This is a genomic window from Nocardia wallacei, assembly GCF_029868745.1.
Lineage (GTDB): Bacteria > Actinomycetota > Actinomycetes > Mycobacteriales > Mycobacteriaceae > Nocardia > Nocardia wallacei_B.
The window spans coordinates 20324-47297 of sequence record NZ_JARWOP010000292.1 but is presented as its reverse complement, the minus strand read 5'-3'; the positions used below and the strand labels follow the sequence as shown (position 1 = coordinate 47297).

Here is a 26974-nt window from a genome sequence, read left to right as displayed (position 1 = left end):
CTAGAACTGCCAGAAGGGTTTTCACGGACCTCGTCCTCGAGTCGGATGAACTCGCACAGCGTAGCTATCGTCAAGGGGCCTTCCCAGCGAGTGTTGCGGGGTCTGTCACCACACCTGAGACAGCCCTCACCCACACTGTGACCGGCTCCAACAGGGCTGTGATCGCTCATCACGGCGCGCTGCGCGCGGTTCTCACGGCTGACAAGTGTCCGATGTCACGCGCCGCGGCGCGGGCGCCGGGCCGGGGCGCGCGCCGCGGGCATGCCGAAGATTTGCCCGGGTGTCGGCCGGCGGGCTAGCCGAGTTCCTCCTGCGAGGAGACGACGACCCCGTACAGATCGGAGATGGTGGCCAGGGCGCTGTGATGCACCTGGTCGGCCGTCAGGTCGGCGCCCGCGACGGGCAGCGAGCGAGTCGCCGTGGCCTCCGCGACCACCGTGGGCCGGTTGCCGCGCAGGAAGGCGCCCTGCGCGGTGAACGTCACGCACATGTGCGTCATCCAGCCCGCGATCACCACATCCCCGCCCGCCGGAACGTGCGTCTCGAGATCGGTGGCGTGAAAGGCGTCCGGGGCGTGCTTGACCACGACGGGCTCACCCTCGATCGGCGCGAGGCGGGGATGGATCGCGCCGATCTCGGAGCGGATGTCGTAGGGCGTGCCGGGCCCGCTGTCATGGATCACGTGCACCACCCCGGCGCCTTCCCGGCGTGCGCGCTCGAGCAGGCGAGCGGCGGCCTCGAGCGCGGCCTCCCAGCCGTCGAGTTCCATCACGCCCCGGGTGTAGGTGTTCTGGAAGTCGATCAGGAGCAGGGTCGAATCGGCCAGTTTCGCCGGCGTCTGGTCGAGGCCGTGGACTTCGCGCAGGGTGGTTCGGGACATGGGAAAACCGCCTGGAATTAGTAGGGAGGGGGAGCGGCGCGCGGGTGCGTCGGCCGTGATCACCACGGTATGCACCGCCGCAGATGTCGGCAATGACGTATAACATGCAGATACCGACATCCTCGGGCGAAGGAGTTTCCGTGCCGCACCTGCCGCGCCGCCGTATCGTCATCGTCGTCTTCGACGGCGCGGACCTTCTCGACATCACCGGTCCCCCAGAGGTTTTCGGCCTCGCCCGGCGCGAGACCGAGGAGGCGGCGGGCTACGAGGTCGTGCTGGCCGCGCGCACCCTGGACCCCGTCACCACCGGAGCCCGCGTGCGGGTCCTGCCCGACATCACCTTCGACTCCGCCGCGGCGGAGCCCATCGATACGCTCGTCGTGCCGGGTGCCGTCGAGACCGACGGCGCGGGCCGGGTGCGCCCCGTCATCGATCCCGATCTGGTGGCCTGGGTGCGCAAGCTCGCCGACCGCGCGCGCCGGGTCGCCTCCGTGTGCGTCGGCGCGCACCTGCTGGCCGCCGCCGGGCTCCTGGCGGGCAAGCGCGCCACCACGCACTGGTCGACCGCTCGCCAACTTGCCCACGACCATCCGGAGATCGAGGTCGACGCCGACCCGATCTTCATCCGGCACGGCGACGTCTGGACCGGCGCCGGAATCAGTGCGTGCCTGGACCTTTCGCTCGCGCTCATCGCCGACGACCTGGGCGAGGACGTCGCCCTGCGGGTGGCGCGGCAGCTCGTCATGTACCTCAAACGCCCCAGCGGGCAGAGCCAGTTCAGCATTCCGCTGGACCAGGTCTCCACCACCAGGCGCATCGAAGACCTACGCCACTACATCCTGCGCCACCTGGCCGAGCCGCTCACCGTCGCCGACCTCGCCGCGTACGCCCACGTCAGCGACCGTCACCTGACCCGGCTGTGCAAGACCGAACTGGGCACGACGCCGCACGCCTACATCGAATCGCTGCGCGTGGAACAGGCTCGCCGCGAACTGGAAAGCTCCGATGAGACGCTCGACCGCATCGCCGCCCGGTGCGGCTTCGGCACCACCGACACCCTCGTCCGAGCCTTCCGCCGCCGGCTGAACACCACCCCGACCGACTACCGCCGTCGATTCCGGACGACCACACCGCCGCGCGTAACGGCCTCCTGACGGTTCAGTCGGTGATCCAGGCCCGCAGCTTGTCCGGGTTGCGGATCGCCCAGATGCGGGTGATCCGGTCGTCGGCGATGTCGAAGGCGTAGACCGAGACGATGGTGCCGTCCTGCTGCGCCACCAGGCCGGGCTGGCCGTTCACCGTGCGTTCCGCCAGGGTGACCTCCGGGGCCCGGGCGGCGATCTCGATCCAGGTGCGGGCGATCTGCTCGCCGCCGTCGATCGGGTGCAGGAAGGCGGGGGCCAGGCCGCCGCTGTCGGCGGTCGCGGTGGCGTGCGGGTCGAGTAGGCCGATCAGCGCCTCGATGTCCCGGGTTTCCCAGGCCCGCTTGAAATCTCGGACCACCTGGGCGCGTTGCGGTGTCGCCGGGCCCGGCGCGGTGCGCAGGCGGCGGCGGGCGGAGGAGGCGAGCTGGCGGCAGGCCGCCGGAGTGCGCCCGACGATGCCGGCGACCTCGGCGAAGGAGTAGCGGAACACGTCGTGCAGCACGAACGACACGCGCTCGGCCGGTGTCATGGCGTCCAGCACGACGAGGAAGGCCATGCTGATCGACTCGTCGAGGGTGACCCGGTCGGCCGGATCGGCGGGAGCCGGACCGCCGAGCCAGTCGGCGCGGTCGGGCACCGGCTCCGGAATCCATTCGCCCACATAACGTTCGCGCCGGGCGCGCGCCGAGCCGAGCAGATCGAGGCAGATGCGACTGGCGACGGTGGTCAGCCATGCGCCCGGCGCCGCGACCTCGCGCCGCTGCGGCTCCGACAGCGCGTACCAGCGTGCGTAGGTCTCCTGCACCACGTCCTCCGCCTCGGCCAGCGAGCCCAGTAGCCGGTAGGCGAGATTGATCAGCTGGCGGCGCTCGCTGATCACCGCGCGCAGGTGCGGGTCGGTCATGGTTCGGCTCCTTCGGTCGATGCGGCCCTCACCGATACGACGAAATGGCGACCCGGACTGTGAGGCGGCCTGACATTCCGGCGGGCCGCGTCGTCGGAAGGTCGTGACACATTCAGCAGAGCAGGAGTTCCGGCCATGACGAATATCGGCATCATCCTCGGCAGTACCCGGCCCAACCGCAACGGCCCGCAGGTCGCCCGGTGGGTCCTGGACACGGCCGCGCGGCGCGGCGACGCCGAATTCGAGCTGATCGATCTGATCGACCACCCGCTGCCGCATCTGGACGAGCCCGTGGCCCCGATGTTCGGGCCGTCGGCCCACGAGCACACCCGCGCCTGGGCCGCGCGGATCGCCCCGTTCGACGGGTTCGTGATCGTCACGCCCGAATACAACCATGGGGCGCCCGGCGTGCTGAAGAACGCCATCGACCACTTGTACGCGGAGTGGGTGGACAAGGCGGTCGGATTCGTCTCCTACGGGGTCAGTGGCGGTGTGCGCGCGGCGGAGCAGTTGCGGCTGGTGTGCGGCGGGCTGGGTATGGCCGTCGTGGGCCGCCAGGTCGCCCTCTCGGTGCTCACCGATTTCGAGAACTACACCACCTTCGTGCCCGGCGACCAGCACGAGACGGCCCTGCACGCGCTACTGGATCAGGTCATCGCCTGGACCGACGCGCTCGCGCCGCTCCGGCAGGCCGACCGGATCGACCCGATAGGAGCCCGATCATGATGAGCCACAACGACTTCCGGTCACTCGCCGATCACGTCGAGATCGAGGCGCTGCGGGCCGCGTTCCCCGACGCGGTGATGATGCGCGACTTCGACCGCCTGGCGGCATTGTTCACCGACGACGCGGTGCTGCGGATTCCCGACGCGCGCATCGAGGTCGCCGGTCGCGCCGCACTCCGCGACACCATGCCGCGCATGCAGGACGCCTGGGAGTACTTCGTCCAGCACACCCATCCCGGCGTGACCGAGATCGAGGGCGACACCGCCACCGGCCGCGCCCACATCTGCGAGTTCGGCCGCCTGCGCGGCGGCAGTTCGCATCTGAACTACGCCATCTACCACGACCGCTACCGGCGGACCGCCGACGGCTGGAAGTTCGCCGAACGCACCTACGAGATCCGCTATCTCGACAACTCGCCCCTGCCGGGCTCCCCGCCGGGCGCCGATGGCATCGACGTGGACGCCATCACCGGTCAGGGGTGACGCTACGAATGCCCCGTGGACGGTACCGCGGGGCATTCGTCCGGCGCGGGCTCGCCCCGTAACCGTTGATCGAGCCAATCGATGGCGCCCGGGAAACCGGCGAGCAGGCCGATGACATGTTCGCCGGGCACCTGCCGGGAAACGGCGGGAATTCCCCGCGCGCACTGCTCCCGATAGAGGGCCTGGGATTGTTCGGCGGGAATCCAGATGTCGTGCGCGCCGTGATAGATATACAGCGGCGCACCGGATGTGCGATCCCGCAGATCCGATTGCCGGAAGATTCGATCCGCGATATCGCTGCCGAGCGGATCGGCGGTATCGGCGGCGACCTCGATCGGAATTCCGGTGACGCCGAGCGGGCCGTTGCTGTCGCCGCAGGTGTCTTTGATCGGCGAGGTCGCCAGCCATTGCCCGAGATGGTTCATATACCGCAAGATGTCCGGGTGCTCGCGGGCCATCGCCGCGGCCACCACCAGCAGAATGCCGGAGGCCATATTCCCGTTGAAAGCGTGCGCGATCGCGCGGTAATCGGTGACCAGTCCGCCCACCGCCGCGCCGACCAGTACTCCGGCCAGTTCGGGCGCGTACTCGTGGAGCAGCATGGTGGTGGCGTAGGCGGCGATCGCACCGCCGGAGTAACCGCCGACAGCGAACCGGCTGTCGTCGAACTCGTCGGGCGCCACGGCCCGCGTCGCGCGGACGGCGTCGAGCACGACGTGCCCGGCGACGGTCGGTTCGGCGTAGGACATCCACGGGCCCTCGTGATCGGGGATCAGCACCGCGTATCCGCGACTCAGCCCCCACCAGGTGGTGGGCGGGAACAGATCACCGGCGTTGAACTTGCTGTGCAGGCCGTGTGCCATGGCGTAGCCGGGCGTGCAGCGCAGCCCCAGCGAGTTGATCGGCAGGGCGTTGATCAGAACCGGGCGGTCGCCTCCGCCGGTCCATTCGGCGGCGGGGATCACCAGCGTCGCCGTGCCGAACGACGGCACGCCCGACGCGGCGGTCGTCCGGAACTTCACCAGGATCGCGCGCCGGATCGGCACCACCGACAGCGGCGCGGCCGTCGCCGTCACGTCCCGCCATTGGATGATGTCGCCGGGGTCGCGCCCGTCGAGGTCGGCGGGCCAGGTGTCGAAGATCGGGTCGTTCGCCGGTGGCGACAGCACGCCCCGCCACAGCGCCGACAGTTCCGGCGTCAGCTCCGCGCTGGGCGGCGACGGCGCCTGCGGCAGCAGCGGCGGCGGGACGGTGCGATCGATCCAGTCCTGAAAACCGTTCGGGGAGGCAGGTTCGCCCTCGTCCGCGCCCGCGGGACCTTGTTGTGTCAGCAAGAGGCATGCGGCCAGCAGGCCGACCGTAATTGCCCGTAATGATCTCGATGGTCCCCACATAGTTTGCGCGCTCCCGGCCTCGGACGGACACCACCCTCGCCTATCCGGACTCACGGTAATCGCCACATATGTGTCCACCTAACGCACACGCGGATTCGGTGGACATCACGGTCGGAGCGGAAACCGCGTGAGGATATAGCACTGCGGTTGCTGGACGCTCCACGAAATCCGCCGTTGTGGCATCTACCCGTGCACACCGCGCCCGGTTACCGAGAATTCTCAGAACCGTGGGAGGAATCTTGCCGGTTCGCGTACGCGCGGCCTAGCGTCGGCGCAGTCGGGTTCCGGCAGGGAGGTCGTCGTATGAGTGTCCGCGCACGGCAACGCCCGGTCCGCCGCGCGTACCCGGGGCGGCTGGCCGTGCTGTGCTGCGCCGCCGCGTTGACCTGCACGAGCGGCCTGGCGGCAGCCGACCCCACGCTCGACACACCGGTGCCGGTGCGCGCGCTTGCCGCCGCGGAACCGGCCGACGACGGCTCCCGCCTGCTCACCGCCGTGCAGGGTCCGGGCCGCGTGGTCGACCTGACCGTGTACTCCGCGGCCATGGGACGCCCGCTGGCCGTCGAAGTCCTTCCCGCAGCGGATATTTCGCAACCCGCGCCGACGCTGTATCTGCTCAATGGGGTCGACGGCGGCACCGATACCGGCGACTGGCGCGACGGCAGCAACTGGCTGACGAAGACCGACGTGGCCGAGTTCTTCGCCGATAAACAGGTCAACGTGGTCATCCCGATCGGCGGTGGGGGCAGCTTCTTCGCCGACTGGCGCGCCGACGATCCGGTGCACGGCCGGCAGCGTTGGACCACCTTCCTGACTCGTGAACTGCCGCCGGTTATCGACTCGGCCTTCCACGGCAGCGGCGCCAATGCCATCGCCGGTCTGTCCATGGCGAGTATCTCGGTATTCCAGCTGGCGCTGGCCGCGCCGGGGCTGTTCCGCGCGATCGGCTCCTACAGCGGCTGCGCGCGCACCAGCGACCCGATGGGCCAGGTCATGGTCGACGCCATCGTCACCGCCCGGCGCGGCAACACCCTCAATATGTGGGGGCCGCCGACCGACCCCGCCTGGGCGGCCAACGACCCGTACCTGCACGCGGCCGAACTGCGCGGCACCGCTCTCTACGTGGCCAGCGGCAATGGCGCGGCGGGTCCGCTGGACACCCTCGCCGGACCCGGTATCCACGACAACCCGGTGAAACTGATCGATCAGCTCGTCATCGGCGGACTGCTGGACGCGGTGGCAGGGCGTTGCACCGCGCAGTTGCGAGACAGGTTGCGGGAGCTGGACATTCCCGCGACCTTCGACCTGCGACCCAACGGCACACATTCGTGGGGTTACTGGCAGCAGGATCTGCACAATTCGTGGCCGGTGCTCGGCGCGGCCCTCACGGAGTAGATGGGCCGCCGTCGTCAGCGCACGGTGCCGTCGACCATCGGCAGCGTCCGCATTCGCGGCCATGCCCGCGACCACGGCTCGCTCGGAAACCCGCAGTGCCACAGGGTGACTCCACGGTCGACGCTGGGGAACCCGAGCCGCTCGTCGATCCGCGCCACGGGCGTGGCCGCCGCGAACTCCGTCCGTAGCGCCGTGCGTGGATCGTCGACTCCGACGTACAGCACGGTCGAGGCGCTGTCCGGCGGGGGACCGAAGTAGCCGTAGCCGCGGTTGGGGCTGTACACGCGGGGGAGGGTGTCCGAGCCGGATCGTTCGAGAGCCGCGGCCTGCCAATAGTTCTGGGTGACGATCACCAGGTCGCGGCGTTCCTCGGGTGGTATGCGGCGCACCGCCTCCGTGACCGTCGTGACCAGCCGGTCCCAGCCGCTCGAGCCGTAAAGTCGGCTGCGCCAATCGATCTGGGAGTACCTGTCGGTCGGCTCGGTCATCCGGGCGGTGGGCAGCGGCAGCACCAGCACCGCGGTCACGGTCACCGCGGTGGCCAGCGCCAGGAGCCCGGCGCCGGCCGCCCGCACGCGCCGGGACAGCTCACGATCGGCCAGGTACACCGCACCGGCGGCGAACAGCCCGGGAAAGGCCCCGGCCACGAAGTACGGCCGCAGGCCGCCGGCGACCACGCCGACCAATCCGATCGCGACCATCGGGATCACGAAACGGTAGTGCCGCAACCGATCCCAGCGCAGTCCGGCCCACATGCCCACCAGCAGCAGCAATCCCAGCGGCCCGGTCACCTGGACGATCTGCATCGGCATGCCCGCCAGGCCGCTGGTCGCGAGTTGCTCCGCGCGGACCACCGCGCCCATCGCCAGCTGCGGCCAGCCGTGGGCCTGCTGCCACCGCACGGTCGGTATCGCCGAGGCGACCAGTAGCGCCGACCCGCCCCACCAGGCCGGGCGCCGCAGCATGTCGCGGGGGCCGAAGACGGCCACGCCCACCGTCAGGCCCGCCCACACGATCGGAACGAGCCACTTCACCTGAAAGTCCACGGCCGCAACCAGTCCGGCCAGCAACAGCAAGCGATCGGAGCGGGTGCGCACCCAGCGGATCCACAGCCACGCCACGAGCCCGGTCAGTGTCACGTCGACGGCGAAGGTGCTCAGCATCGCCGACTGTGTCACCGCCATGGGCGTGGCGGCGTACGCCGCGGCCGCCAGCGCCTGCGGCCCTCGACCGCCGCCGAACTCCCGCGCGACCGCCGCGCTGAGCAGGATCGCCACCACGGTCAGCAGCACCGCGGGCAACCGCAGCAGCACCGCCGAACCCGGTGCGAGGAGATCCGCGGCGGCTGCCAGCAGCGGCACGACCGGCCCTTGATCGGCATACCCGAACGCCGGACGATGGCCTGCCGCAATGAAATACAGTTCGTCGCCGCCGAGGGGATAGCGCCCGACCCGAGCGGTGAACAATGCCGCCGCGAGTGCGGCGACGAGGCCGGCGTCGCGCCAGGCGAAAGGCGGAACCGCTGCGGGCGCGGACCGCGCCCCGGCCGGGACAGCGACGACCGTACTGCGGTCCCGCGCGACGACATCGCTGTCCGGCATAACGTTTCCTCCCCAATTCGGATGTGCGAAAGCACTGAAATTCCGGTCCGAAATCATTCGGTGTGCACACGATGACGACGTGTCGGCGAATCACACCGGCGCGCTGCCTCACCAGTGCCCGTGCGATGCCGAAAAGCGAAGTGCCAGAGAAATACTCGGCAATTCCTCGCGGTGTGATCGTAATACTCCCGTGATGACCGGAGAACGGACCGAGCCGAAAACCTGCCACCACACAACCTGTCGCCACCCCGGCTGTGAGGGTGCACCACGCGCGAAACGGCCCTCCTCAGCGGCTGTCCGCTGGCATGATGGTCCGCCGATGTGCCTCGAGATGGACCCGTGACGGTATCGAGCAGGCAGGAACAGCGATGCGAGACAGGATGTCACCACGACCGGTTCGGGTCGCCGGAACCGGCCGGTCCCTGCGCAGACCCGAACCCGTTCGCGGGCAACGGATCACACATACCCTGCACCGGGTACTGGTCTGGAAGGGCTGGACGAACCTCGTCGCGATGGCGACCACGATCGCGGCGGTCGGCGCCCTGTGGTTCACGGGGCAGTCCTTGCGCGCGACGAAGGATCAGTACGCGCTGTCCCAGCAGACCGTCGTCACCGATCGCGTGCACAAGGCCGTCGAACACCTGACCGTCGACAAGCTCGAGGCCCGGCTGTCCGCGGTCTTCCTGCTGGAACGGCTGGCCAAGGATTCGCCCGCGGACCACTCGACGATCTATTCGATCCTGGCGTCGTATGTGCACACCCAATCGCCGGTGTGGAAGTGCCGGCTCGTGGGCAAGCCCGGCGAGCCCGGCAGGCTGGAATACGATGTGCAGACCGTGATCACGGTGATCGGCCGGCGCTACACCCCGTACGACACGGCGGGGACGGACATCGATCTCGGCGAGACCTGCCTGATCGGTGCGCGCCTACGGGGAGCCGACCTGCACCGGGTCAATCTGGCCGGAACGAATCTCGCCGGTGCCGACCTCAGCGGCGCGAATCTGACCGGCGCGAATCTCGCAGGGGCGGATCTGTCGAACGCGCGCTTGGACGGCGCCGACCTCACCGGCGCAAATGTGGCTGGCACCATCTTGTCTCGCGGCCCGGGCACGTAGGTCCCCAATGCCAGGGGCCATGGACACCGACATTACGGCCGCGGGTGGCCAAGAGGTCCGAAACGGTTCATCTGGGTTTTGTTGTCGCGGAAGGTCATCGGTGTCACCCTGGGTGACGTGGCTATGTCCGAGCGGACCCTCCGGGCCGGATACGCCGAGATCACACCGGCGTACCGACTCCTCGATATCGTGCACGCCACCGCACTCGCCCGCGCCGAACGGCGGCTGCAGCGTGAGTTCACGATCCTGTTCGACGCCAACACCATTCACCGTTTCCTGCACGACTCCTACGCGCAGATCGGGGCGCAGGCGCCGGTGAAGCTCTACCTGCCGCTGCTGGCCGAGCGCTTCGCCCGCCAGCAACTGCACGCCCGCGCCAAGGTGGAGGGCCGCGTCGAGCACGCCATGCCGGTGGTGCTGTTCCTCTGCACGTTCAACGCCGGACGCTCGCAGATGGCGCTGGGCTTCTTCGAGCACTACGCGCAGGGCCGGATGCTGGCCTGGTCGGGCGGATCGGAACCGAGCGGCGCGCTCAACCGGGCGGCGGTCGCGGCCATGGCCGAGGTGGGCATCGACATCTCCCACGAATTCCCGAAGGCCTGGACCGACGAGATCATCCGGGCCGCCGACGTGATCGTCACCATGGGCTGCGGCGACCTGTGCCCGCAGTTGCCCGGCGTGCGGCACGAGGATTGGATCGTGGACGATCCGGCCGGATTGCCGGTGGCCGAGGTGCGGCCCATCCGCGACGAGTTGCGCCGTCGCGTGATCGACCTGCTGACCGGCCTGGGCCTCACGATCGCCGCGTGACCGCCGCGCACTCGCCGGGTCACCTGGTGGGCGACCGCGCCGATCTGACGCGCCGGGCTAGCGGGACGACCGTGAGGAATCCGGCTTGATGCGGCCGTGCTGCACCAGGACCGAGAATGCGACCGCCTTGCTGATGCAGTTGTCCGTCCCGCAATTCAGGTGCCGTTGCATTACGCGATGCGCCTCGCCCACCGTCAACGGGTGGCCCGGCGGCCGATGCATCGAAGAGGGTAGCCACGTGTCCTCGGAAGGGATTTTCCGGCGGGCCGAGGTGGTGTTCCGCGCCGGAGCGCCGGGTAATTTCCGGCGGCGGCCGTCGGCGCGCAGAGCGACCATGTTTATCGCGACGAATGCCGCCAGCAGTGTTCCGGCAACCGCGATGACGGAGAGGGGCCAGTGGAGCATGGCATCGTTCACCTTCTTCCGTGTGGAACGAACTCGACCACCAGTCTCCCGCCCGTGTCACGGCGACCCCTTCTCGGGCATGGGAATGCGCTGTCGCTGGATATTCACTCACCCGGCGAATCCGGTGCAACTTTCAACTATTCGTGATTCACCGCGTGGCGAACTCGGCCAAACGCGTGGATACCACTTCGGGCTGCCCATTGTTCTGATGTTCGGCGGCGGTGAGTACATCCAGGTGGTTGTAGCCGGGCAGAAATATCTGTGTATCGCGTGGATTGCCGGATTCGGCCACCGGGATTCCGCCGCTGCCGTGAAAAGTGAGTGCGGGATGGCGGCCGACGCCGTCGGGGTGCAGGTGCCGCGCCGCGATCGAGGGCGCGGTGCCCTGCTGCAGATCCAGCGCCAGGCGCGACGGGAAGTACCACTCGGTGAAGTCCAGCGGCGGCTCGCAGAGGCTGCGCGCGAGCTGGGCAATCGACGTCACCTCGCTGCCGGGTGTGGTCGCGCCGCCGGATTCCGCGCCGACGGCGTCGTAGTCGATCCAGCGGTACACCGTCTGCGGGTCGAAACGCGTGGGGGAGACCTTGGGCGCGTCACCGAAGAAGTTCAGGGCGATCGGGCTGCGCGCCACCGCGTCCGGCATCGGAAAGTTCTTGGCGCCCAACGGACCACCGGCGACGAAGCCCGCGCTGGCCTGCAGGAAGCCCAGCGGTTGGGAATTGTCGTCCAGCAGCGCGCCGAGCACGGCTTCGTTGGTGGCCGACAGCGTCCGCACGTCCGGGCTGCCGGTGGCGAACGCGACCGGGTCCTGCGAGAGCAGGGTGCGCAAGGTCAGGGCGATGTTCGGATTGTCGGGCAGGCGACGGACCAGGTCGTTCACGCCCTGCGGGGACAGCCGGGCGGCGAGCCCCGCCAGGGCCAGCAGGTTGGTCGTCTCCGGATTGATCACCGCCGGTAGAGCGAGCACCGGGAGTGCGGTGTCCAGTTGCAGTGACAGGCCCTCCAGACCGGCGGCCACGGCTGGGGGCGGCGACGGAAACTCGAAGCCGCGCAACGAGATTCCGGCCCTGATGCTGGTGTCCAGCGCGAAATACCCGCCGCACTGGCGGTATCCGGCGTCGTCGGTGGTGGCGGGATCGCCGTCGAAGTCCCAGCCCGCGAAGTAGCCGGTCAGGAATCCGCCCAGGGAGTGCCCGCCGCACAACACCTTCCGCTCGCGCAGTGCCTGGTCGGGCAGTTCGAGGCGCAGCAGGTCGTACTCGTCGCGCAGGGTCTGGGCCAGACCTTGGTCGCGCAGCCAAGCCGCGGCGTCACCGGAGGCGTATCCGGCGAAGCGGCGGCCGTCCGCCGGCGCGCCGTGGAAGTAGTAGTCCGTCGCGCTATCGATCGAGCCGGAGCGCAGGGCGGCCCGGGTGCCGGTGTGGTCCTCGAGGCAGTTGGAGCGGCGGTCCAGCGCCCAGAACTCGATGTGCGCGCCGCGTTCGGCCGCCCGCGCGACCGTATTGCGCGCGACGCTGTCGAAGGCGCCCGCGCCCTCGAAGATGCCGGGCTGCGCGACCAGGACGCGATCGGCGTCGGCCGCGTCCGCCGGCCCGTCCACCGAGCGCCAGCGCAGATACGACAGGCTGTCGCAGGCCGCGGGATGAGCGGGGGCCGCGACGGGCAGCGGCACCGTCCGGGTCACGACGGTCGCGACCACCGAGGTCACCGGCGCCGAAGAGGTGTAGCCGAGCTCCGTCCGCCCCGGATCCGCCGTGGCCACCGCGTGCCCGCCCAGGCAGCACACGGCGAGCACCACACACAGCCCGCCCGCCCGATTCTTCCGCGACATCCGACACTCCTTCGCCGACCGGTGACATCGAACCGGACCGCGCCGCGCGGCAGGACAGGTGTGGCCGACATGGTCACCATTCACAACAACGTGCCGAAAATGTTGCGCCGGAACACAATTTCCGTCCGGCGCATTTCGTCGCGGACTCCCCTGATTGCCTTCCGCGGACGGGGGAATGGCTCTCGACATGGCACTGTTCGTGGGCACCTCGGGATGGCAGTACGCGGATTGGCGCGGCGTGTTCTACCCCAAGGGCGTCGCGCAGCGGCGCTGGCTGGAGCATTACGCGCGCTCGTTCGCCACGGTGGAGCTGAACGCCGCCTTCTACCGGCCGATGCCGCGCACGAGTTTCGAAGGCTGGCGCGCACGCACTCCCGACGATTTCGTCATGGCGGTCAAGGCGACCCGGGTGCTGACCCACAATCGGCGGCTGCTCGATCCGGAGATTCCGCTCGAGCGCATGATCGAGGCGGCCCGCGGCCTCGGCGACAAGCTGGGACCGCTGCTGATCCAGTTGCCGCCCAACCTGCCCGCCGCGCCGGACCGGCTGGCCGCGGTGCTGCGCCTGATCCCCGGCGATCTGCGCGTGGTCGTCGAGCCGCGCCACGAGACCTGGTGGACCGACGAGGTGCGCGCCGTGCTGGAACGCCACAACGCGGCGCTGTGCTGGGCCGACCGGCTGGACCGGTCCGTCACACCGCTGTGGCGCACCGCGGACTGGGCCTATCTGCGCTTCCACGAGGGCACCGGCACGCCGTGGCCCTGCTACGACGAGCGTGTCCTTGCCGACTGGGTGCAGCGGCTGAACGAGACCTGGGACGAGACCCGGGACATCTACGTGTATTTCAACAACGACCCCGGCGGCGCGGCCATCCACAACGCCATCCGCTTCGCGGACCTGGCCCGTGCTACCGGCAGACCCGTGACCCGCACTCCCGCGCCCCTGCCCCCGGCCGTCGACCCGCCGGAGGTGTCCCGGGAGTGGAATACGCCCTGGTGACCGCGCCTACGGCCGCACCGACGACCTGGCTCGCGCGAGTTCGGTGATCGCGCTGGTGGCATGCCGGTCGAAACGCTCCCGTGAAATGTCCAGGGCGCCGTCGAGCCAGGGCCGGTACAGGAACGCCATCGCGCCGAAGATGGCGTGCGCGTTGAGGCGGATGTCGGTCTCGTCGGCGGGACTGCGGTGCTGTTCGGTACCGGCGAGGCTCAGGGCGATGGGCGCGGTGAACTCGACCACGAGTTCGTTGCCGCGCTCCCCGAGCACCCGCGTCGCCTGCGACTCCACGAACATGATGCGGCCGCGCCGCGGATCCTCGTCCATGTAGTCGGTGAAGCGCGCGACGACGTGCGCGAAGATCTCGCCCGGGTCGGGCGGGGCGGTCGTGAGCGCGGCGATCAGCCGGTCGCGGGCGCCCAGCACGACCTCGTCGAGCACCGCCAGCTGTAACTCGTCCAGGTTGGTGAAACTCTCGTAGAAGTACCGCTCGGTCAGGCCCGCGGCGCGGCACACCGCGCGCATCGACATGCCCGCCGCGCCGACGCTGCCCATCAGCTCCAGTCCGGCGTCGAGCAACTGCCGGCGGCGGGTCGCGGTGCGGTCGGCGGGTTCGCGGCCCCGCCAACGTCGCGACTCGCCCCGGGGTTCCTCGGTGGCGGTGGGCATGGCCCGCATCCTCTCACAACCTCGGGCCCGACAAATGTTGACATCACATGCTGTTGACATCATGTGATGTCGACAACTAATCTTCGGAAATTCCCGTGTGATCGGAGCTCACACACAGCTCCACGGCACATTCGGCGTAGCGAGCGTTTCGAGGAGAACGCAATGAAGTTCGGGCAGGCGGCACAATCGCTGGTGTTGAACGTTCTTCGCCCCGGCGGGCTGCTGTCCGCGGTGCAGATCCAGCGGCAGGCTCGCTTGACCAGCTGGAGCACTCGCGCCGCACTGGCACGGTTGCAGGCACGGGGTCTGATCGTCGCGATCCCGTACAAGGGCTGCTGGCAGATCAGCGATCGCGGGCGCGTGACCCCGACGGGTTCGAGGTGAGCCGGTGGCTGCGCTACGGCCGCTGATGTTCGGCTATCTCTGTGACCATCTGGTGGACGACCCGGCCCGCTGGGACGCGCTCATCGCGGAAACCGCGGCCGCCGCGGGCTGCGATCTGGGCGAGGTCTTCCATGAGCAGCGGATGGACTCCGGCCTGCTCCCGCCGCAGTTCCTCGCGCTGATCGACGCGCTGCGCCGCGCCGACGCCCACGTCGTCGCGATACCGGCCGGGCACCTCAGCGGTCACGCGGTACCGGAGATGTGCCTGGTGGATCGGCTGAGGGACGCCGCGGGCACTCGCATTCACGAGATCCGCGAGAGGTCGCTCGCCGGCTGAGCCGCTGCCGCCTCGCTAGTCCGCCGCGCGCGTCTCGGCGCGGCCCGACATGTGCACCAGGATCAGCCCGACGGCCGCCAGCAGGACGTTCTGCAACGCCGCCGAGGACGCGTTGACCTGCTTGTTCGCCCACATCCGGAACCATTCGCCGCCGATGGTGAGGAAGCCGCCCGCGAACAGCAGCACCGCCATGGTCCAGCCGAGGCTCGACAGCCTGGCCGCCACCGCGGTCCGCGCCGCATTGCGGCCCGCCAGCGCCCACCAGCCCGTGCCCGCCGCGGCGAGCAGCACGAACGCGATCAGATACTCCCAGATCACCACGAGGATGTAGGCGATGAGCACGACCGTGCCGTTGGTGATCGCGCGCCACTCGGTGCCGGAATGGTGAATGGTGGCCTGCATCGACAGCACGGCCTCGACCCCGCGCCGATTGGTATCGGTGTCGATGCAGTTGGTGACGGCGACGATCAGGTAGTACAGCCCGGTGATCGTCGCCAGCGCCGTCACGGCCGTTTCCCTGCTCCCGGCCATGTCGAGGAATCGCTTACCGCTGAGACTCAATGTCGCCACCTGATTCGCCGGGTACCGCTGGAAGGACGGCCGCATCGTACGTCGAAGCGAATCCTCGCGCCATCGGAACGCATTTCGCGCGGCTCGGGATGCTTTGTCGCACAGCGGGTCCGGTGTGCCAGGTTTGGCCGCCGCCCCTGCGGATATGCCGGTGCGGGCGGGCCCGGTCTCGCCCGAGTACGACTGTGGCGGCGCATGCGGAGGGCGGTGACATGACGGTGGACGATCGCGATCGCTCCCGCGAGACAGTGGTGGTCGGCATCCTCGCCGACCCCGACCTCCCCGCCCGGCTGGCCCGGGACCTCGGCCACGCCCTGCCCGGCGTGCTGGCGAACCGCGTCGACGACCGGGTCACCTGGCGGACCGAAGTGGTCGACGATCCGTTCGAGGCCATGTATCCCGACTACGACCGACTGGTGGACAAGGCACACGAACGCGTCCGCACCACCGAGTGGGACCTGGCGTTGTGCGTCACCGATCTGCCGTTGCGCGGCCCGCGCGGGTTCGTGATGGCTACCGTCGACATCGACTCCCGGGTCGCGCTCGTCTCCCTGCCCGCGCTGGGCGGCCTGCGATTGCGCCGCCGCCTCACCGACCTGGCTGCGGCCCTGACCGCCCGGATGGAACCCGGCTATCGGCCGGAGACCGGCCTGCTCCAGGACTTCACCCGGCAGTTGGGCTCCCGCGCGGTGCGCGTCGAACGGGCCCGCACCGACGACGAGGTCCACGTGCTCCGTTCCCCGCAGCTCGGGACGGCGCACCTGCTGGCCGGGATGGTGCGGGCGAACCGGCCGTGGCAGTTGCTGGTGGGCTTGTCCACGGCACTGGCCGGCGCGATCGCGGGCACCGCGTTCGGGGTGCTCTACTCCTCGATCTGGCAGCTGGCCACCGCGCTGGGCCCGGCTCGCCTGGCGGGGAGCACCGTCGCCGCCCTGTCGGTGCTGACGGTGTGGATCATCGCCGGGCACGGTCTCTGGGAACGCGACGAGAACGTCGGCGCCACAAGCGATCCGGACCGGCGGCTGCGCAACGCGGGCACCGTCGCCACGGTCCTGGTCGGTAGCGCGGCGTTCTTCGCCACCCTGTACCTGCTCACCCTGGCGGCCGTATTGCTCGTCATCCCACCGGATTTCCTCGGCAAGACCCTCGGGCATGCGGCGGGCGTTCGCGACTATCTGACGATCGCCTTGACCGCGACGATTCTCGGCACCGTCGCCGGGGCGGTCGGCTCCGGCTTGGAGGACGATACGACGGTGCGCAAGGCGGCCTACAACCACCGCCGCCGGGAGCGCTACCGCTGGGTCGAGCAGCGCGGCGAGAGCTGACGCGGGCGCCGCCCACACCCCTGCCCGCATCCGCCGCGCGCCCGCGCACCGACTCACCCGGCGGCGTACCGGTTGGTTGCCGGATCAGCGGGTACGCGCAGGAAGACGGACCGCGCACGATCACGACCGAAGGAGGCCGAGATGACGGCGAACGACCCCGACCCCCACGGCGGCAGCGACACTCGCGATCTCACGGCGGTCGCGCTGGTGTGCACCCTGAAACGCTCCCCGGACCCGTCCAGCAGCGATCTCCTCGCCGAGCAGGTGCTCGCCGAACTGGCCACACACGACGTCGCGGGCTCGGTGGTACGGGTCGCGGACTACGACGTCCGCCCCGGCATCACCGCCGACGAAGGCGACGGCGACCAGTGGCCGCAGATCCGCGAGCGCGTCGCCGCGGCCGATATCGTGCTGATCGCGACGCCCACCTGGGTCGGGCACATGTCCTCGATCGCACAGCGGGTGCTCGAGCGCCTCGACGCCGAGTTGTCCAACACCGACGACGCGGGCCGCCCGGCGATGTACGACAAGGTCGGCCTCGCCGCGATCGTCGGCAACGAGGACGGCGCGCACAAGATCGCGGCCGACCTGTTCCAGGCGCTCGGCGACATCGGATTCACCATCCCCGCGCAGGGTTCGACGTATTGGAACGACCAGGCCATGGGCGGAACCGATTACAAGGATCTCGACAGCACGCCCGAAGCGGTCGCGAAGACGACCGCCACGCTGGCGCGCAACGCCGCGCATCTGGCCCGCCTGCTGCGCGCCGACGGATACCGGTAGCCGCACGACGAGGGAGGGACCATGGACACCAGCCGCCTTGCCGAGGAGATCGCCGCGGTCGTGCGGGACCGCGGGTCGACGGTCGCGGTCGCGGAATCGCTGACCGCGGGCAGGCTCTCGGCGGCGCTGGGCGCGGCCTCGGGCGCGGGGGACTGGTTCCGCGGCGGTGTGGTCGCGTATTCGACGCAGGTCAAGCGTGCCGTGCTGGGGATGCCGGACTGCTCGCCGGTGTGTGAGTCGGCCGCGGTCGCGATGGCGCGCGGGGTGCGGGAGCTGATGGGCGCGGACATCGCCGTCGCGGTCACCGGCGTCGGCGGCCCGGACAAGCAGGACGGCGAACCCGTCGGCTCGGTGTGGTTCGCGGTCGCCACGCGGGCCGGGGTGCGGTCGCTGCACCGGGACCTCGACGGTGACGCGCCGCAGATCGTCGACGCCACGGTGGACCACGGTCTGGAACTGCTGCTCGACACGGTTCGCGGCAGTTAGCGCCGCGACCGGCCCCTTTCGTCCGATTTGCCCTGTGCTGCTTGCTGATTCGGCATCCCGCCGCGATGGCGTTTGCTAAGATCGGCGGAACCGGCGTCGGCCGGATCGGGGCACGGTGCGGCGAAGGGAGTTCGGCTGCTCATGACGGCTGATTTCGCCGAACGCCTGAACAAACTGTTCGACATGGTGCATCCGCCGGGACGTAAGCCGCATACCAACGCCGAAGTGTCCGACATGCTCACCACCGCCGGGCACCCCATCTCCAAACCGTATCTGTCCCAATTGCGTTCGGGCCGGCGCAAGAATCCCTCCCCGGAGACCGTCGCCGCGCTGGCCCGGTTCTTCAAGGTCGACCCGGCCTACTTCACCGACGACGTCTACGCCGCCAAGATCGACCACGACCTCGAATTGCTGTCCCGCCTACGCGGTTACGGTCTGCGGCGGTTATCGAACCGGGCCTTCGACCTCTCCGAGGAATCACTGAACCTGCTCACCTCCATGGCCGACAAGCTGCGGGCCAGCGAGGGACTGCCGACAACCGATCCCGAGTAGGGCGAATAGCGCCCCGCACATGCGCCCGCGGTCCGAATTCGCGGCGAACCCGGAACGCGGCCCGATCCGCCCGCAGAAACAGCGGATGTTTGCTGTCTAGTGACTATTGGCCGAGTGTCCGGTATGTTCCTGGGCATGGCGGATGCTAGCGAGTTGCTCACCTACCAGGTGACGATCTCCCGGCCTGACGACTACGGCGTTTCGTGGTGGCAGGTCGGCAATGCCGGCAGCCCCGCGCAAACTGCCGCGGCGTTGTACGAGCTGGCCACTCGCTGCGCCCTGGAACTGCCGGCGCCCGCCGGTCACTGCTGGTACGCATGCGATATCCGCCTCGCCGACGACACCCAGGTGGACTACTTCGTCGGCTCGATCCGCACCGCCCAGCTGTGCGACCTGCTCCGCGAGACGGCGGCCCGGATTCTCGATGTGACCTCGGCGGCCTCGCGGGGTGCCGGTGAGGTCGGGCATTCGGTGCCGCCGCGGCGGGGCCGTTACTGACTCGGTGAGCGCACGGCGCGGACCCCGGCGAGGACGACCCGCAGGCCGTGCTCGAATTCGGCATCGGGATCGGTGCCGAAGACGGCGGTGACCATGCGGGCGGCGCGCGGGTAGCGCTCGGCGTCGACGGCACGGGCGAGGTGGTCGGCGTCGTACGGGTTGCCGCGGGTGTACTCGGCGCCGGAGCGGGCCTGTTCCTCGATGACGAAGCCGACCGTGTAGTGCAGCATGATCGGGAAGACGCGGTGCGCCTCGGCGGGCGCGAATCCCGCGTCCTCCAGCGTGCGTAGCGTCAATTCCACTGTGCGCCACATGGCTTCGTCGCTGACGTAGGTGCCGGCCAGCACCTTGGCGCCGTCGCGGTGGCGCAGCATGGCGCGGCGCAGGCGGCTCGCCAGCGCGATCACCCAGTCCTGCCAGCTCTCGCCCTGCCGGGGCGCCTCGACGCCGGTGACGGCGGAGACGAAGACCGCCTGCGCCATCGCGTCGAGCAGTTCGCGCTTGTTCTTCACGTGCCAGTACAGCGCGGGGGCCTGCACGTCCAGCGCCGCGGCCACCTTGCGCATGGTCATGCCGTCGAGGCCGACCTCGTCGAGCAGCCCCAGCGCGGCCTCGGCGATCACCGTGGTGTCGAGCTTCACCGCCACCTCTTTCCGTTGGATTGCTTGACAGCTTAACAACGTTCTGGTCTCCTTAACATCGTTAAAGCAAACTTAACGTTGTTAAGGAGACGGTGATGGAGACAACCGATGTCGTGGTGGCCGGTGCCGGGCCTACCGGTCTGATGCTGGCGTGCGAACTGCGGCTCGCCGGAGTCGACGTGGTGCTGCTGGACGCGCTGCCCGCCCGGACCGGTGAATCCCGTGCCGGGGGCATTCACGCCCGGACGATGGAGATCTTCGATCAGCGCGGGCTGCTCGACGGGCTACTGGCGCAGGGCCGCCCGATCCAGGCGGGGCATTTCGGCGGTCTGCCATTGGATTTCAGCGATCTCGACACCCGTTACCCGTATACGCTCGCGGTCCTGCAATCGGTGATCGAACGGGAATTGGACCGTCGCGCAACGGAATCGGGAGCTCCCGTGCGGTGGCGCGCGCCGGTCACCGGCCTGCGCCAGGACGAGGCGGGTGTGACGGTCGAGGTCGGCGGTGCGGCGGAGCCGCGTCGTCTCCGCGCGTCCTACCTCGTCGGCTGCGACGGCGGCCGCAGCGCCGTCCGCAAGCTCGCCGGCATCGATTTCGCCGGAACCGACGCCACCATGACCGGAATGATGGCCGACGTCGAACTCGCCGCACCGCCGGACGGTTCCGTCTTCGCGCAGCGCCGCGGGGTGGGCGACTTCTCGGTGGTGCAGTTCCAGCCCGGCTGGTACCGCCTCATGGTGCAGCGGTACGACCGGGTGCTGGGGCGCGGCGCGACGCTGAGCTTCGAGGACTTCTACGCGAGCTTCACCGAAATCGCGGGAACCGACTACGGCATGCACGCCCCGCGCTGGGTGTCGCACTACGGTGACGCCGCCCGCCAGGCCGACCGGTATCGCGCCGGGCGTGTCTTCCTCGCCGGGGACGCCGCGCACATCCACTTCCCCGCGGGCGGCCAGGGCCTCAACCTCGGCGTGCAGGACGCGGTGAATCTGGGCTGGAAGCTCGCGATCGCCGTGCGCGGCAACGATTCCGGAGATCTCCTCGACACCTACGAGAGCGAGCGCGCGCCCCTCGCGGCGCGCGTGCTGCACAACACCCGCGCGCAGACGGCGCTGTCGCGGCCCGGTCCGCACACCGACGCGCTGCGCGACATCATGAGCGACCTGATCGGCGCCGATCAGGCGCGGCACCGGCTGGGCCGCATGATCACCGCCCTGGACATCCGGTACGACACCGGCAGCGAGCACCCGCTGGCCGGTCGGCGCGTGCCCGACGTGGACCTCGCCACCGACTCCGGCGAGACCCGGGTATGCGAACTGCTGCGCACGGGCCGGCCGATTCTGCTGCGCCGCAACGGGAACCGCGAAACCGATGGGTCCGCCTGGCGCGACCGTATCGATATCGTCGACATCGCCGTCCGCGACGAGCGCTGGACCGTTCCCGGCATCGGTGAAATCGCCGCGCCCGCCGCCGTTCTCGTCCGGCCCGACGGCTACGCGGCGTGGGTCGCCGACGAACCCGGCGCCGAGGGGCTGGCGGAGGCGCTCGGCGCCTGGGTCGGCGGCCGGGTTCGCCGGGAGATCGCTTGACGCTAAGCGGTTTCCGTGTCGGGGTCGTTGTATTCCTGGCCGACGCGGATATGGGCGGTGAGGAGGATGTGGTCGAAGTCGCTGCGGACCGACGGCGGCGGCGGTTGGGCCGTCTCCAGGTCGGCCAGCAGTTGCGCGGACAGATCGCGCAGTTTCACGTTGGTCTCCTGCGACCGCCAGCGGAGCACGTCGAACGCCTGGTGCGCGCTGATGCTGTAGACCCGCATCAGTACCCCCTTGGCCTGTTCGATCACGGCCCGCGACTCGTACAGGCCGGGCAGTGTCTCGTCCAGTACTTCCTGCCGCTGCGCGGCGAGGGTGTCGGTGAGATCGAGATAGTAGCCCGCCGTGCCGATCACGGTGCCCGTGTTGTCGATGATGCGGTCGGCGATCACCATGGCCTGGTGTTCCCGGCCCGCGGTGTCGATGAACCGGTGGCGGCTGGAGAACGATCCGCCGGACCGCACTGCCGCCTCGAGAATCTCCTCGACATGCGCGCGGTCCTCGGGATGTTTGTGGGCCAATAGTAGGGCCGTCGTGGGCACGATCTCGCCCGGCGTGTAGCCGTGCATCGCGAAGATCTCGTCGGACCACTCCCACCGCTGGTCGGCGAACCAGAAGCGGAAGCTACCCACTGTCCGCGTCGGCGAGAGGTAGGTGTCTGGGTTGTCGTCGTCCGACGCGTCGACGACTTCCCCGGTCTGCTCCGTCACGGGGCAAGTATTACCGCACCGCCCCGGAAAATCCATTCTCACCAGCACTTTCGCACCGCGTTTGCCAGCAGGGGGCGGCGGCCGCTGCCAACGCGCGGGGTGGAAAGGGTTCATTTCTGATGGCTCATCCGCTAATATAAGTAAAAACTTATCAAGGAGGTAGTCATGTCCCTGCTCACCGATCCGGCCGCCATCGCGGGACTGGTGGCGCGCGAGGTCCGCACCGGTTCCCGCGACGGCGCGCCCACCCGCATCGCCGTCGCCCGCCGCACCTACGGCACCGACCGGGCGGACCTGTGGCACGCGCTCACCGACAGCGAGCGGATTCCGCGCTGGTTCCTGCCGATCAGCGGCGAATTGCGGGTCGGCGGGCGCTACCAGATCGAGGGGAACGCCGGGGGACTCGTCGAGGAGTGCGAGGAGCCGCGGCGGTTCGCCGTCACCTGGGAGATGGGGCCGCAGATCTCCTGGCTCGCGGTCACTCTCACCGCGGACGGGGACGGCACGCAGCTCGAGCTGGTGCACGAGGCGTACGTCGATCCGGAGCTGTGGACGCAGTTCGGGCCCGGGGCCGTGGGTGTCGGCTGGGATCTCGCGCTGATGGGGCTGGGCCTGCATCTGTCGAGCGGGGAATCGGTGGATCCGGCTGCGGGAGAAGCCTTCCCGACGACTCCCGAGGGCTTGGCGTTCGTGCGGACGGCGGCCCGCGGCTGGGCCGACGCGGCCGCCGCGGACGGTGACGATCCGGACACCGCCCACGCGGCCGCCGAGCGGACGGTGTCGTTCTACACCACCGTCCCCGAGGACGATCAGCCGTCCTGATGGGGCTCTCTCCCGCAAAGGTCTTCGAGGCGCTGGCCGACCCCGTCCGGCGCGACATCCTCGAACTCGTCGCCGCCGAGGAGCAGCCCGCGGGCGCCGTCGTGGCCGCCGTGCAGCGCCACACGCGGATCTCGCAGCCCGGCGTCTCCCAGCACCTGAAGGTGCTGCGCGACGCCGGGCTGGTGCTCGTGCGTGCGGAGGGCACCCGGCGCCTCTACGCCCTCGACCGCGCCGGCCTGGAGACCGCACGCGCCTGGCTGGCCGAACTCGCCGACCCACTGGCCCCCTTCGCACAACCGCTCGACGCGCTCGCCACCGAGGTCGCACGCGGTAAGCGCACCCGCCGCAAAACCACCCACGCCACACCGAACACGACAGCCCCCGCCGCCCACCGCGAAGAACCCCCGGACAAGAACATCCGCCCCGCATGACCACACCCCGCCCCGCCCCACCGACAATCGCACTACCTCACCGGGTGAGACCGGGTGCACCGATCCTTGGGTACGTAGAGCGTTGCTGACTCGGGCACGCCGATCCCTAGCCGCATGTGGCGTGGTGGCCTGGGCGTGCTGATCCCTGGCCGCGTGTGGCGTGGTGGCCTGGGCGTGCTGATCCCTGGCCGCGTGTGGCGGGGTGACTCGGGCGTGCTGATCCCTGGCCGGGTATGGCGTGGTGGCCTGGGCGTGCTGATCCCTGGCCGCGTGTGGCGCGGTGACTCGAGCGCGCTGATCCCTGGCCGCGTGTGGCGGAATGGTCAGGCATGCCGATCATTGGGCGCGTATGGCGGGGTGAAGCCTGTCTTTGGTCGCTGGGTGCGTGTGGTGCGTCAAGGCTCGGTGGCGATCACCCGGCGCGGTCGGCGGCGAGCAGGTGCGTGACGCCGTCGCCGGTGAGGTGTTCGTGGGCGGCGGGGCGGCCGGTGAGCAGGAGTAGGAGGGCGGTGGCGGGGCCCTCGATGAGGGGGCCGTCGCCGGTGCTCCACTCGGTATCGGTGGCCGCCAGGCGGAAACCGCCGAAGGTCTTGTGGCAGCTGGACATTCCCGTGTTCCAGACTCGGTCCAGGGCGGCGTGCGCGGCGGCGACCGGCACAGGGCGGGAGATCCCGAGCGGGATTGCGATGTCCTGGCCGTGCACGAGCAGGTCCATCAGGCGGTCGGCGGGTGTGGTGCCCGGCGCCGTCCGGCGCTGCCCGATGCTGTCGCGCAGCTGACCGAGTAACGCTGCGGTCGGTGTCCGGTCGGCGTGGCGGATGGCGGTGTCGCGGATCATCCGGTGCAGATTGCCGCGGGCGCGAATCAGGCTGACCAGCAGCAGTCCCGGCCCGGCGGAGGCGGACAGCACGACATGCGCGACCACATCCCGCACGCGCCAGTCCGCGCAGAGCGAGCCGTGCTCCCACTGGTCTTCCGACAGCGTCTCCAGCAGGTCGGCCAGGGTCGTGCGCTCGGCCGCCACAGCGCGCCAGAGATCTTCGGTGGTCATCGTCATCGCTCGCTCCATCGTCCGGGGGTGTACCGGTACGGTAGGAACTCCACCGAGGTGGAGGTTCCAGCGATCGTGACCCACAACACATCCGGCGGCGGACCGATCGGCATCGGCGAGCTGTCGCGGCGGACCGGAGTCCCGGTGCGCACCATCCGTTTCTATTGCGACGAAGCGGTGCTGGAGTCGCGGCGCACTTCGGGCGGGCACCGCGTGTTCGACCCGGCCGTCGCCGTCGATCGGCTGCTGCTCGTGCGCCGCCTCCGGGCCCTCGGACTCGGTCTCGCCGCGATCGTGGACGTCCTGGCCGGTACCACCACGATCCCCGCCGCGGTCGCCGCCGAACGCGATGCGCTCGATGCCGAACTGGCCGTACTGACCTGGCGTCGCGCCGCCCTCCTCGCCGTGGAATCCGCGCCGCCCGCCGCGCAGGCCGCGCACCTGGAACTGCTTGCCGCCGTGGCGGATCGGCGCGGCGCCCGAGATACGGTCGTGGCGTTCTGGCGGCGCGTGCTCACCCCTTTACCGCCCGCGACGGTCGAGGCGTTCCTCGCGATGCACGTGCCCGCCCTGCCGACCGCGCCGGAACCCCGGCACGTCCTGGCCTACGCCGAATTGTCCACCCTGGCAGCCGATTCCACCTTCCGTGTCGCGATGGCGCGGCGGCTGCGGCAGTCGGGCGAACTGCCCGATACCAGGAACGGTGCGGCCGAGCCGGATACGGCGCGGGTCCGACATGAGCGGGCGCTGCTGCTCGGGGTGGGGAGGCGTGCGAGGCCGTGGGCCGGTTGCTCGCCGCGAACCAGCCTCCCCGACCCGGCCCCGAACTCGACCGGTTCGTCGATGCGCACGCCACCGCGCGAGAGGAACGCGACACGCCCCGCTTCCGGCGGCAACTATTATGCGGCGCAAGGATTTCCGACCATCGCATCCCGCGCTACTGGCAGCTCACCAGCGAGGTCACCGGGACCGTCACCGTCGGTGACGCCCAGCACTGGCTGCTCCAGGCCCTCGCGCAAGGGGTCGATGACCTGTAGCGCCCACCGGTCTCGGCGCGCTAGAGTGCACGGTCGGCGCTCCATGCGGACATTTTCCGGTACTCGGATCGGCGGGAACCAGGGGACAGCGGGCAAGCCCGGATCGGGCGTCAACCCGTCGGGGACGGATCGCTGTCGAAGGTCACCGGCAGCGTGCGGGGCGAGCGGAACGGGTGCCCGTGCGGCCGGGTGTCCTGGTCCGGCACGAGGGTCAGGTTCGGCAGCCGATCCAGCAGGCATTCCATGGCGACGCGAGTTTCCATGCGGGCCAGGTTCAGGCCCAGGCAGGTATGCGCGCCGGACGCGAAACTGATGTGCGGCAAGCGCTTCCGCATGATGTCGAACTCCTCGGCGCGCTCCCAGCGGCGCTCGTCCCGGTTCGCCGAGGCCAGGCAGACGTCGATGACCGCACCCGCCGGAATTCGGACGCCGAGCACCTCCACGTCGGTGGTGGCGTGCCGCTGGATCGACGTCAGCGGCGTCTCGTAACGCAGGCCCTCCTCGATCGCCGCGGGGATCAGATCGCGGTCCCGGCGCAGCAGGTCGAACTGATCCGGATGCCGCAGTAGGTGGAACAGGAGATTGCCCGAGGACCGGTAGGTGGTTTCCAGCCCCGCGAGCAGCAGCAGTCGCAGGAACGAGCAGATCGCGTCGTCGCTCAGCCGCTCGCCGTCGACCTCGGCGGTCACCAGGTCGCCGATGATGTCGGCGGTCGGCGCCGAACGCCGTCGGCCGATCTGTTCGAGGAAGTAATCACCCAGCGCCGCAGCGGCTTTCATGCCGCGCGCATAGTCGACGTTGTAGGTGAGCAACTCGATCGCGCGGGCACGGAAGAACGACATGTCCTCCTCCGGCAGCCCCAGCAGTCGCGCGATCACGCGGGTGGGGAACTCGAAGGTGAAGTCCCGCACCAGGTCCGCGTGCCCGGTGGCGGCGACCTCGTCGAGGAGTTGGGTGCAGATCGGCCGCACGATGGCGGGTTCCCAGGCGGCCAGCGACCGGGACTTGAACGCGGCGGCCACCAGATCGCGGTGCGCGCGGTGCCGGTCGCCCTCCATCGCGAGGATGGTCGGTCCCATCAGGGTTCCGATGGTGGCGTCGTAGTTCCTGGAGTTGAAGCCGCGGCTGTCCCGCAGCACGGCGCTGACCGCCTCGTAGGACACGGCCATGTAGCAGTGGCGGTTACGGGCGGACTCGGGCAGCCGGGACAGGTCCATGACCGTGCCCTCGCAGATGTCTCCGGCTCGGCGCAGTGCGGCGAAGAAGGGGTACGGGTCGTGGCCGAGGTCGGCCGTATCGGCGATCGTCATGATGGATGTTCCTCGTTTCGGTCACGGAATAGGCTGTGCCGCTACCGAATTGGAGTAGACCACGCCGACGGTGCCGTCCGGCACACCC

General features: G+C 69.8%; 30 protein-coding genes and 1 pseudogene. 19 read left to right on the top strand and 12 right to left on the bottom strand.

Going from position 1 to position 26974, the window contains the following annotated elements; translation table 11 throughout:
- Window positions 1-295: 295 nt before the first annotated feature.
- Window positions 296-880 carry an isochorismatase family protein gene (locus tag QH470_RS26685; protein ID WP_280275105.1) on the bottom strand — a complete coding sequence of 195 codons (585 nt, stop codon included), beginning with the start codon at window positions 878-880 and terminating at the stop codon, window positions 296-298.
- A gap of 140 nt (window positions 881-1020) precedes the next feature.
- On the opposite strand from QH470_RS26685, the gene QH470_RS26680 reads away from it, so the two are divergent.
- Complete coding sequence (locus tag QH470_RS26680) at window positions 1021-2034, top strand: GlxA family transcriptional regulator (RefSeq protein ID WP_280275104.1); 1014 nt, start codon at window positions 1021-1023, stop codon at window positions 2032-2034.
- A gap of 4 nt (window positions 2035-2038) precedes the next feature.
- Here QH470_RS26680 and sigJ read toward each other — a convergent pair whose 3' ends face one another.
- The gene (sigJ, locus tag QH470_RS26675) at window positions 2039-2929 is read right to left on the bottom strand and encodes an RNA polymerase sigma factor SigJ (protein ID WP_280275103.1); all 891 of its coding nucleotides are present in this window, start codon (window positions 2927-2929) and stop codon (window positions 2039-2041) included.
- 135 nt (window positions 2930-3064) lie between these two features.
- On the opposite strand from sigJ, the gene QH470_RS26670 reads away from it, so the two are divergent.
- Both QH470_RS26670 and QH470_RS26665 read left to right on the top strand, forming a co-directional pair.
- Entirely contained in the window at window positions 3065-3655 is a 591-nt protein-coding gene (locus tag QH470_RS26670; protein WP_280275102.1) for an NADPH-dependent FMN reductase, read from the top strand.
- Window positions 3652-4137: a nuclear transport factor 2 family protein gene (locus QH470_RS26665; RefSeq protein WP_280275101.1), complete on the top strand. Its 486-nt coding sequence runs from the start codon at window positions 3652-3654 to the stop codon at window positions 4135-4137. Before QH470_RS26670 ends, QH470_RS26665 begins: the two co-directional genes overlap by 4 nt.
- Window positions 4138-4139: 2 nt before the next feature.
- On the opposite strand, the gene QH470_RS26660 is transcribed toward QH470_RS26665, so the two are convergent.
- On the bottom strand, window positions 4140-5471 hold the full coding sequence (locus QH470_RS26660) for a lipase family protein (protein WP_280275100.1): 1332 nt from the start codon (window positions 5469-5471) through the stop codon (window positions 4140-4142).
- A 363-nt stretch (window positions 5472-5834) separates the two neighbouring features.
- Here QH470_RS26660 and QH470_RS26655 point away from each other — a divergent pair, with 363 nt between their 5' ends.
- Entirely contained in the window at window positions 5835-6926 is a 1092-nt protein-coding gene (locus tag QH470_RS26655) for an alpha/beta hydrolase (protein WP_280275099.1), read from the top strand.
- A gap of 14 nt (window positions 6927-6940) precedes the next feature.
- Here the strand turns inward: QH470_RS26655 and QH470_RS26650 are convergent, their stop codons facing one another.
- On the bottom strand, window positions 6941-8527 hold the full coding sequence (locus QH470_RS26650) for a glycosyltransferase family 39 protein (protein ID WP_280275098.1): 1587 nt from the start codon (window positions 8525-8527) through the stop codon (window positions 6941-6943).
- Window positions 8528-9039: 512 nt separating this feature from the next.
- Between QH470_RS26650 and QH470_RS26645 the strand changes: the two genes are divergently transcribed.
- Both QH470_RS26645 and QH470_RS26640 read left to right on the top strand, forming a co-directional pair.
- Entirely contained in the window at window positions 9040-9642 is a 603-nt protein-coding gene (locus tag QH470_RS26645) for a pentapeptide repeat-containing protein (RefSeq protein WP_280275097.1), read from the top strand.
- A 123-nt stretch (window positions 9643-9765) separates the two neighbouring features.
- Window positions 9766-10452, top strand: a complete 687-nt coding sequence (locus tag QH470_RS26640) for an arsenate reductase ArsC (RefSeq protein ID WP_280275108.1) — start codon at window positions 9766-9768, stop codon at window positions 10450-10452.
- A gap of 57 nt (window positions 10453-10509) precedes the next feature.
- Here the strand turns inward: QH470_RS26640 and QH470_RS26635 are convergent, their stop codons facing one another.
- Window positions 10510-10857: a hypothetical protein gene (locus QH470_RS26635; RefSeq protein WP_280275096.1), complete on the bottom strand. Its 348-nt coding sequence runs from the start codon at window positions 10855-10857 to the stop codon at window positions 10510-10512.
- Between the two features lie 148 nt (window positions 10858-11005).
- Window positions 11006-12688 (bottom strand): hypothetical protein, encoded by a 1683-nt coding sequence (locus tag QH470_RS26630; RefSeq protein ID WP_280275095.1) that lies wholly within the window; start codon window positions 12686-12688, stop codon window positions 11006-11008.
- Window positions 12689-12875: 187 nt separating this feature from the next.
- Between QH470_RS26630 and QH470_RS26625 the strand changes: the two genes are divergently transcribed.
- Window positions 12876-13688 (top strand): DUF72 domain-containing protein, encoded by an 813-nt coding sequence (locus QH470_RS26625; protein WP_280275094.1) that lies wholly within the window; start codon window positions 12876-12878, stop codon window positions 13686-13688.
- 6 nt (window positions 13689-13694) lie between these two features.
- On the opposite strand, the gene QH470_RS26620 is transcribed toward QH470_RS26625, so the two are convergent.
- The gene (locus tag QH470_RS26620) at window positions 13695-14354 is read right to left on the bottom strand and encodes a TetR/AcrR family transcriptional regulator (protein WP_280275093.1); all 660 of its coding nucleotides are present in this window, start codon (window positions 14352-14354) and stop codon (window positions 13695-13697) included.
- A gap of 162 nt (window positions 14355-14516) precedes the next feature.
- Between QH470_RS26620 and QH470_RS26615 the strand changes: the two genes are divergently transcribed.
- Together QH470_RS26615 and QH470_RS26610 are read left to right on the top strand one after the other, a co-directional pair.
- Entirely contained in the window at window positions 14517-14738 is a 222-nt protein-coding gene (locus tag QH470_RS26615) for a hypothetical protein (protein WP_280275092.1), read from the top strand.
- Between the two features lie 4 nt (window positions 14739-14742).
- A complete protein-coding gene (locus tag QH470_RS26610; RefSeq protein WP_280275091.1) occupies window positions 14743-15075 on the top strand; it encodes a hypothetical protein in 333 nt (110 codons plus the stop codon).
- A gap of 15 nt (window positions 15076-15090) precedes the next feature.
- Here the strand turns inward: QH470_RS26610 and QH470_RS26605 are convergent, their stop codons facing one another.
- Window positions 15091-15636 carry a DUF2165 domain-containing protein gene (locus QH470_RS26605; RefSeq protein ID WP_280275090.1) on the bottom strand — a complete coding sequence of 182 codons (546 nt, stop codon included), beginning with the start codon at window positions 15634-15636 and terminating at the stop codon, window positions 15091-15093.
- 221 nt (window positions 15637-15857) lie between these two features.
- Here QH470_RS26605 and QH470_RS26600 point away from each other — a divergent pair, with 221 nt between their 5' ends.
- The 5 genes from QH470_RS26600 to QH470_RS26580 all read left to right on the top strand — a co-directional run bounded on the left by QH470_RS26600 (window position 15858) and on the right by QH470_RS26580 (window position 19289).
- Window positions 15858-16970: a hypothetical protein gene (locus QH470_RS26600; RefSeq protein WP_280275089.1), complete on the top strand. Its 1113-nt coding sequence runs from the start codon at window positions 15858-15860 to the stop codon at window positions 16968-16970.
- A gap of 141 nt (window positions 16971-17111) precedes the next feature.
- Window positions 17112-17753, top strand: a complete 642-nt coding sequence (locus QH470_RS26595; protein ID WP_280275088.1) for a flavodoxin family protein — start codon at window positions 17112-17114, stop codon at window positions 17751-17753.
- A gap of 21 nt (window positions 17754-17774) precedes the next feature.
- Window positions 17775-18239: a CinA family protein gene (locus tag QH470_RS26590; RefSeq protein ID WP_280275087.1), complete on the top strand. Its 465-nt coding sequence runs from the start codon at window positions 17775-17777 to the stop codon at window positions 18237-18239.
- Between the two features lie 141 nt (window positions 18240-18380).
- Window positions 18381-18791: a helix-turn-helix domain-containing protein gene (locus tag QH470_RS26585; protein WP_280275086.1), complete on the top strand. Its 411-nt coding sequence runs from the start codon at window positions 18381-18383 to the stop codon at window positions 18789-18791.
- 135 nt (window positions 18792-18926) lie between these two features.
- A complete protein-coding gene (locus QH470_RS26580; RefSeq protein WP_280275085.1) occupies window positions 18927-19289 on the top strand; it encodes a hypothetical protein in 363 nt (120 codons plus the stop codon).
- Here the strand turns inward: QH470_RS26580 and QH470_RS26575 are convergent.
- The gene (locus tag QH470_RS26575) at window positions 19283-19930 is read right to left on the bottom strand and encodes a TetR/AcrR family transcriptional regulator C-terminal domain-containing protein (RefSeq protein WP_280275084.1); all 648 of its coding nucleotides are present in this window, start codon (window positions 19928-19930) and stop codon (window positions 19283-19285) included. The genes QH470_RS26580 and QH470_RS26575 overlap by 7 nt on opposite strands.
- A 95-nt stretch (window positions 19931-20025) precedes the next feature.
- Here QH470_RS26575 and QH470_RS26570 point away from each other — a divergent pair, with 95 nt between their 5' ends.
- Window positions 20026-21522 (top strand): FAD-dependent monooxygenase, encoded by a 1497-nt coding sequence (locus tag QH470_RS26570; RefSeq protein ID WP_280275083.1) that lies wholly within the window; start codon window positions 20026-20028, stop codon window positions 21520-21522.
- Window positions 21523-21524: 2 nt separating this feature from the next.
- Here the strand turns inward: QH470_RS26570 and QH470_RS26565 are convergent, their stop codons facing one another.
- On the bottom strand, window positions 21525-22271 hold the full coding sequence (locus QH470_RS26565) for a PAS and ANTAR domain-containing protein (RefSeq protein ID WP_425302789.1): 747 nt from the start codon (window positions 22269-22271) through the stop codon (window positions 21525-21527).
- Between the two features lie 129 nt (window positions 22272-22400).
- Between QH470_RS26565 and QH470_RS26560 the strand changes: the two genes are divergently transcribed.
- Window positions 22401-23057, top strand: a complete 657-nt coding sequence (locus QH470_RS26560; RefSeq protein WP_280275082.1) for an SRPBCC family protein — start codon at window positions 22401-22403, stop codon at window positions 23055-23057.
- Window positions 23057-23488, top strand: coding sequence for an ArsR/SmtB family transcription factor (locus QH470_RS26555; RefSeq protein ID WP_280275081.1), 432 nt, complete (start codon window positions 23057-23059; stop codon window positions 23486-23488). Before QH470_RS26560 ends, QH470_RS26555 begins: the two co-directional genes overlap by 1 nt.
- A gap of 412 nt (window positions 23489-23900) precedes the next feature.
- Here QH470_RS26555 and QH470_RS38315 read toward each other — a convergent pair whose 3' ends face one another.
- Window positions 23901-24512 (bottom strand): maleylpyruvate isomerase family mycothiol-dependent enzyme, encoded by a 612-nt coding sequence (locus tag QH470_RS38315; RefSeq protein WP_425302788.1) that lies wholly within the window; start codon window positions 24510-24512, stop codon window positions 23901-23903.
- Here QH470_RS38315 and QH470_RS38310 point away from each other — a divergent pair.
- Window positions 24402-24788 (top strand): annotated as a pseudogene (locus QH470_RS38310) (MerR family DNA-binding transcriptional regulator); the annotation flags it as partial. The gene QH470_RS38315 and the pseudogene QH470_RS38310 overlap by 111 nt on opposite strands.
- 530 nt (window positions 24789-25318) lie before the next feature.
- A complete protein-coding gene (locus tag QH470_RS26545; RefSeq protein ID WP_280275079.1) occupies window positions 25319-25576 on the top strand; it encodes a hypothetical protein in 258 nt (85 codons plus the stop codon).
- A 110-nt stretch (window positions 25577-25686) separates the two neighbouring features.
- On the opposite strand, the gene QH470_RS26540 is transcribed toward QH470_RS26545, so the two are convergent.
- Window positions 25687-26886: a cytochrome P450 gene (locus tag QH470_RS26540; protein ID WP_280275078.1), complete on the bottom strand. Its 1200-nt coding sequence runs from the start codon at window positions 26884-26886 to the stop codon at window positions 25687-25689.
- Window positions 26887-26974 lie beyond the last annotated feature (88 nt).

Bases quoted from the DNA above. Each gene is read 5' to 3' on its own strand.
- QH470_RS26685 (WP_280275105.1), bottom strand. From the start codon at position 880: ATGTCCCGAACCACCCTGCGCGAAGTCCACGGCCTCGACCAGACGCCG.
- sigJ (WP_280275103.1), bottom strand. From the start codon at position 2,929: ATGACCGACCCGCACCTGCGCGCGGTGATCAGCGAGCGCCGCCAGCTG.
- QH470_RS26670 (WP_280275102.1), top strand. From the start codon at position 3,065: ATGACGAATATCGGCATCATCCTCGGCAGTACCCGGCCCAACCGCAAC.
- QH470_RS26665 (WP_280275101.1), top strand. From the start codon at position 3,652: ATGATGAGCCACAACGACTTCCGGTCACTCGCCGATCACGTCGAGATC.
- QH470_RS26655 (WP_280275099.1), top strand. From the start codon at position 5,835: ATGAGTGTCCGCGCACGGCAACGCCCGGTCCGCCGCGCGTACCCGGGG.
- QH470_RS26650 (WP_280275098.1), bottom strand. From the start codon at position 8,527: ATGCCGGACAGCGATGTCGTCGCGCGGGACCGCAGTACGGTCGTCGCT.
- QH470_RS26645 (WP_280275097.1), top strand. From the start codon at position 9,040: ATGGCGACCACGATCGCGGCGGTCGGCGCCCTGTGGTTCACGGGGCAG.
- QH470_RS26640 (WP_280275108.1), top strand. From the start codon at position 9,766: ATGTCCGAGCGGACCCTCCGGGCCGGATACGCCGAGATCACACCGGCG.
- QH470_RS26635 (WP_280275096.1), bottom strand. From the start codon at position 10,857: ATGCTCCACTGGCCCCTCTCCGTCATCGCGGTTGCCGGAACACTGCTG.
- QH470_RS26630 (WP_280275095.1), bottom strand. From the start codon at position 12,688: ATGTCGCGGAAGAATCGGGCGGGCGGGCTGTGTGTGGTGCTCGCCGTG.
- QH470_RS26625 (WP_280275094.1), top strand. From the start codon at position 12,876: ATGGCACTGTTCGTGGGCACCTCGGGATGGCAGTACGCGGATTGGCGC.
- QH470_RS26620 (WP_280275093.1), bottom strand. From the start codon at position 14,354: ATGCCCACCGCCACCGAGGAACCCCGGGGCGAGTCGCGACGTTGGCGG.
- QH470_RS26615 (WP_280275092.1), top strand. From the start codon at position 14,517: ATGAAGTTCGGGCAGGCGGCACAATCGCTGGTGTTGAACGTTCTTCGC.
- QH470_RS26600 (WP_280275089.1), top strand. From the start codon at position 15,858: ATGACGGTGGACGATCGCGATCGCTCCCGCGAGACAGTGGTGGTCGGC.
- QH470_RS26595 (WP_280275088.1), top strand. From the start codon at position 17,112: ATGACGGCGAACGACCCCGACCCCCACGGCGGCAGCGACACTCGCGAT.
- QH470_RS26590 (WP_280275087.1), top strand. From the start codon at position 17,775: ATGGACACCAGCCGCCTTGCCGAGGAGATCGCCGCGGTCGTGCGGGAC.
- QH470_RS26585 (WP_280275086.1), top strand. From the start codon at position 18,381: ATGACGGCTGATTTCGCCGAACGCCTGAACAAACTGTTCGACATGGTG.
- QH470_RS26580 (WP_280275085.1), top strand. From the start codon at position 18,927: ATGGCGGATGCTAGCGAGTTGCTCACCTACCAGGTGACGATCTCCCGG.
- QH470_RS26570 (WP_280275083.1), top strand. From the start codon at position 20,026: ATGGAGACAACCGATGTCGTGGTGGCCGGTGCCGGGCCTACCGGTCTG.
- QH470_RS26565 (WP_425302789.1), bottom strand. From the start codon at position 22,271: ATGGATTTTCCGGGGCGGTGCGGTAATACTTGCCCCGTGACGGAGCAG.
- QH470_RS26560 (WP_280275082.1), top strand. From the start codon at position 22,401: ATGTCCCTGCTCACCGATCCGGCCGCCATCGCGGGACTGGTGGCGCGC.
- QH470_RS26555 (WP_280275081.1), top strand. From the start codon at position 23,057: ATGGGGCTCTCTCCCGCAAAGGTCTTCGAGGCGCTGGCCGACCCCGTC.
- QH470_RS26540 (WP_280275078.1), bottom strand. From the start codon at position 26,886: ATGACGATCGCCGATACGGCCGACCTCGGCCACGACCCGTACCCCTTC.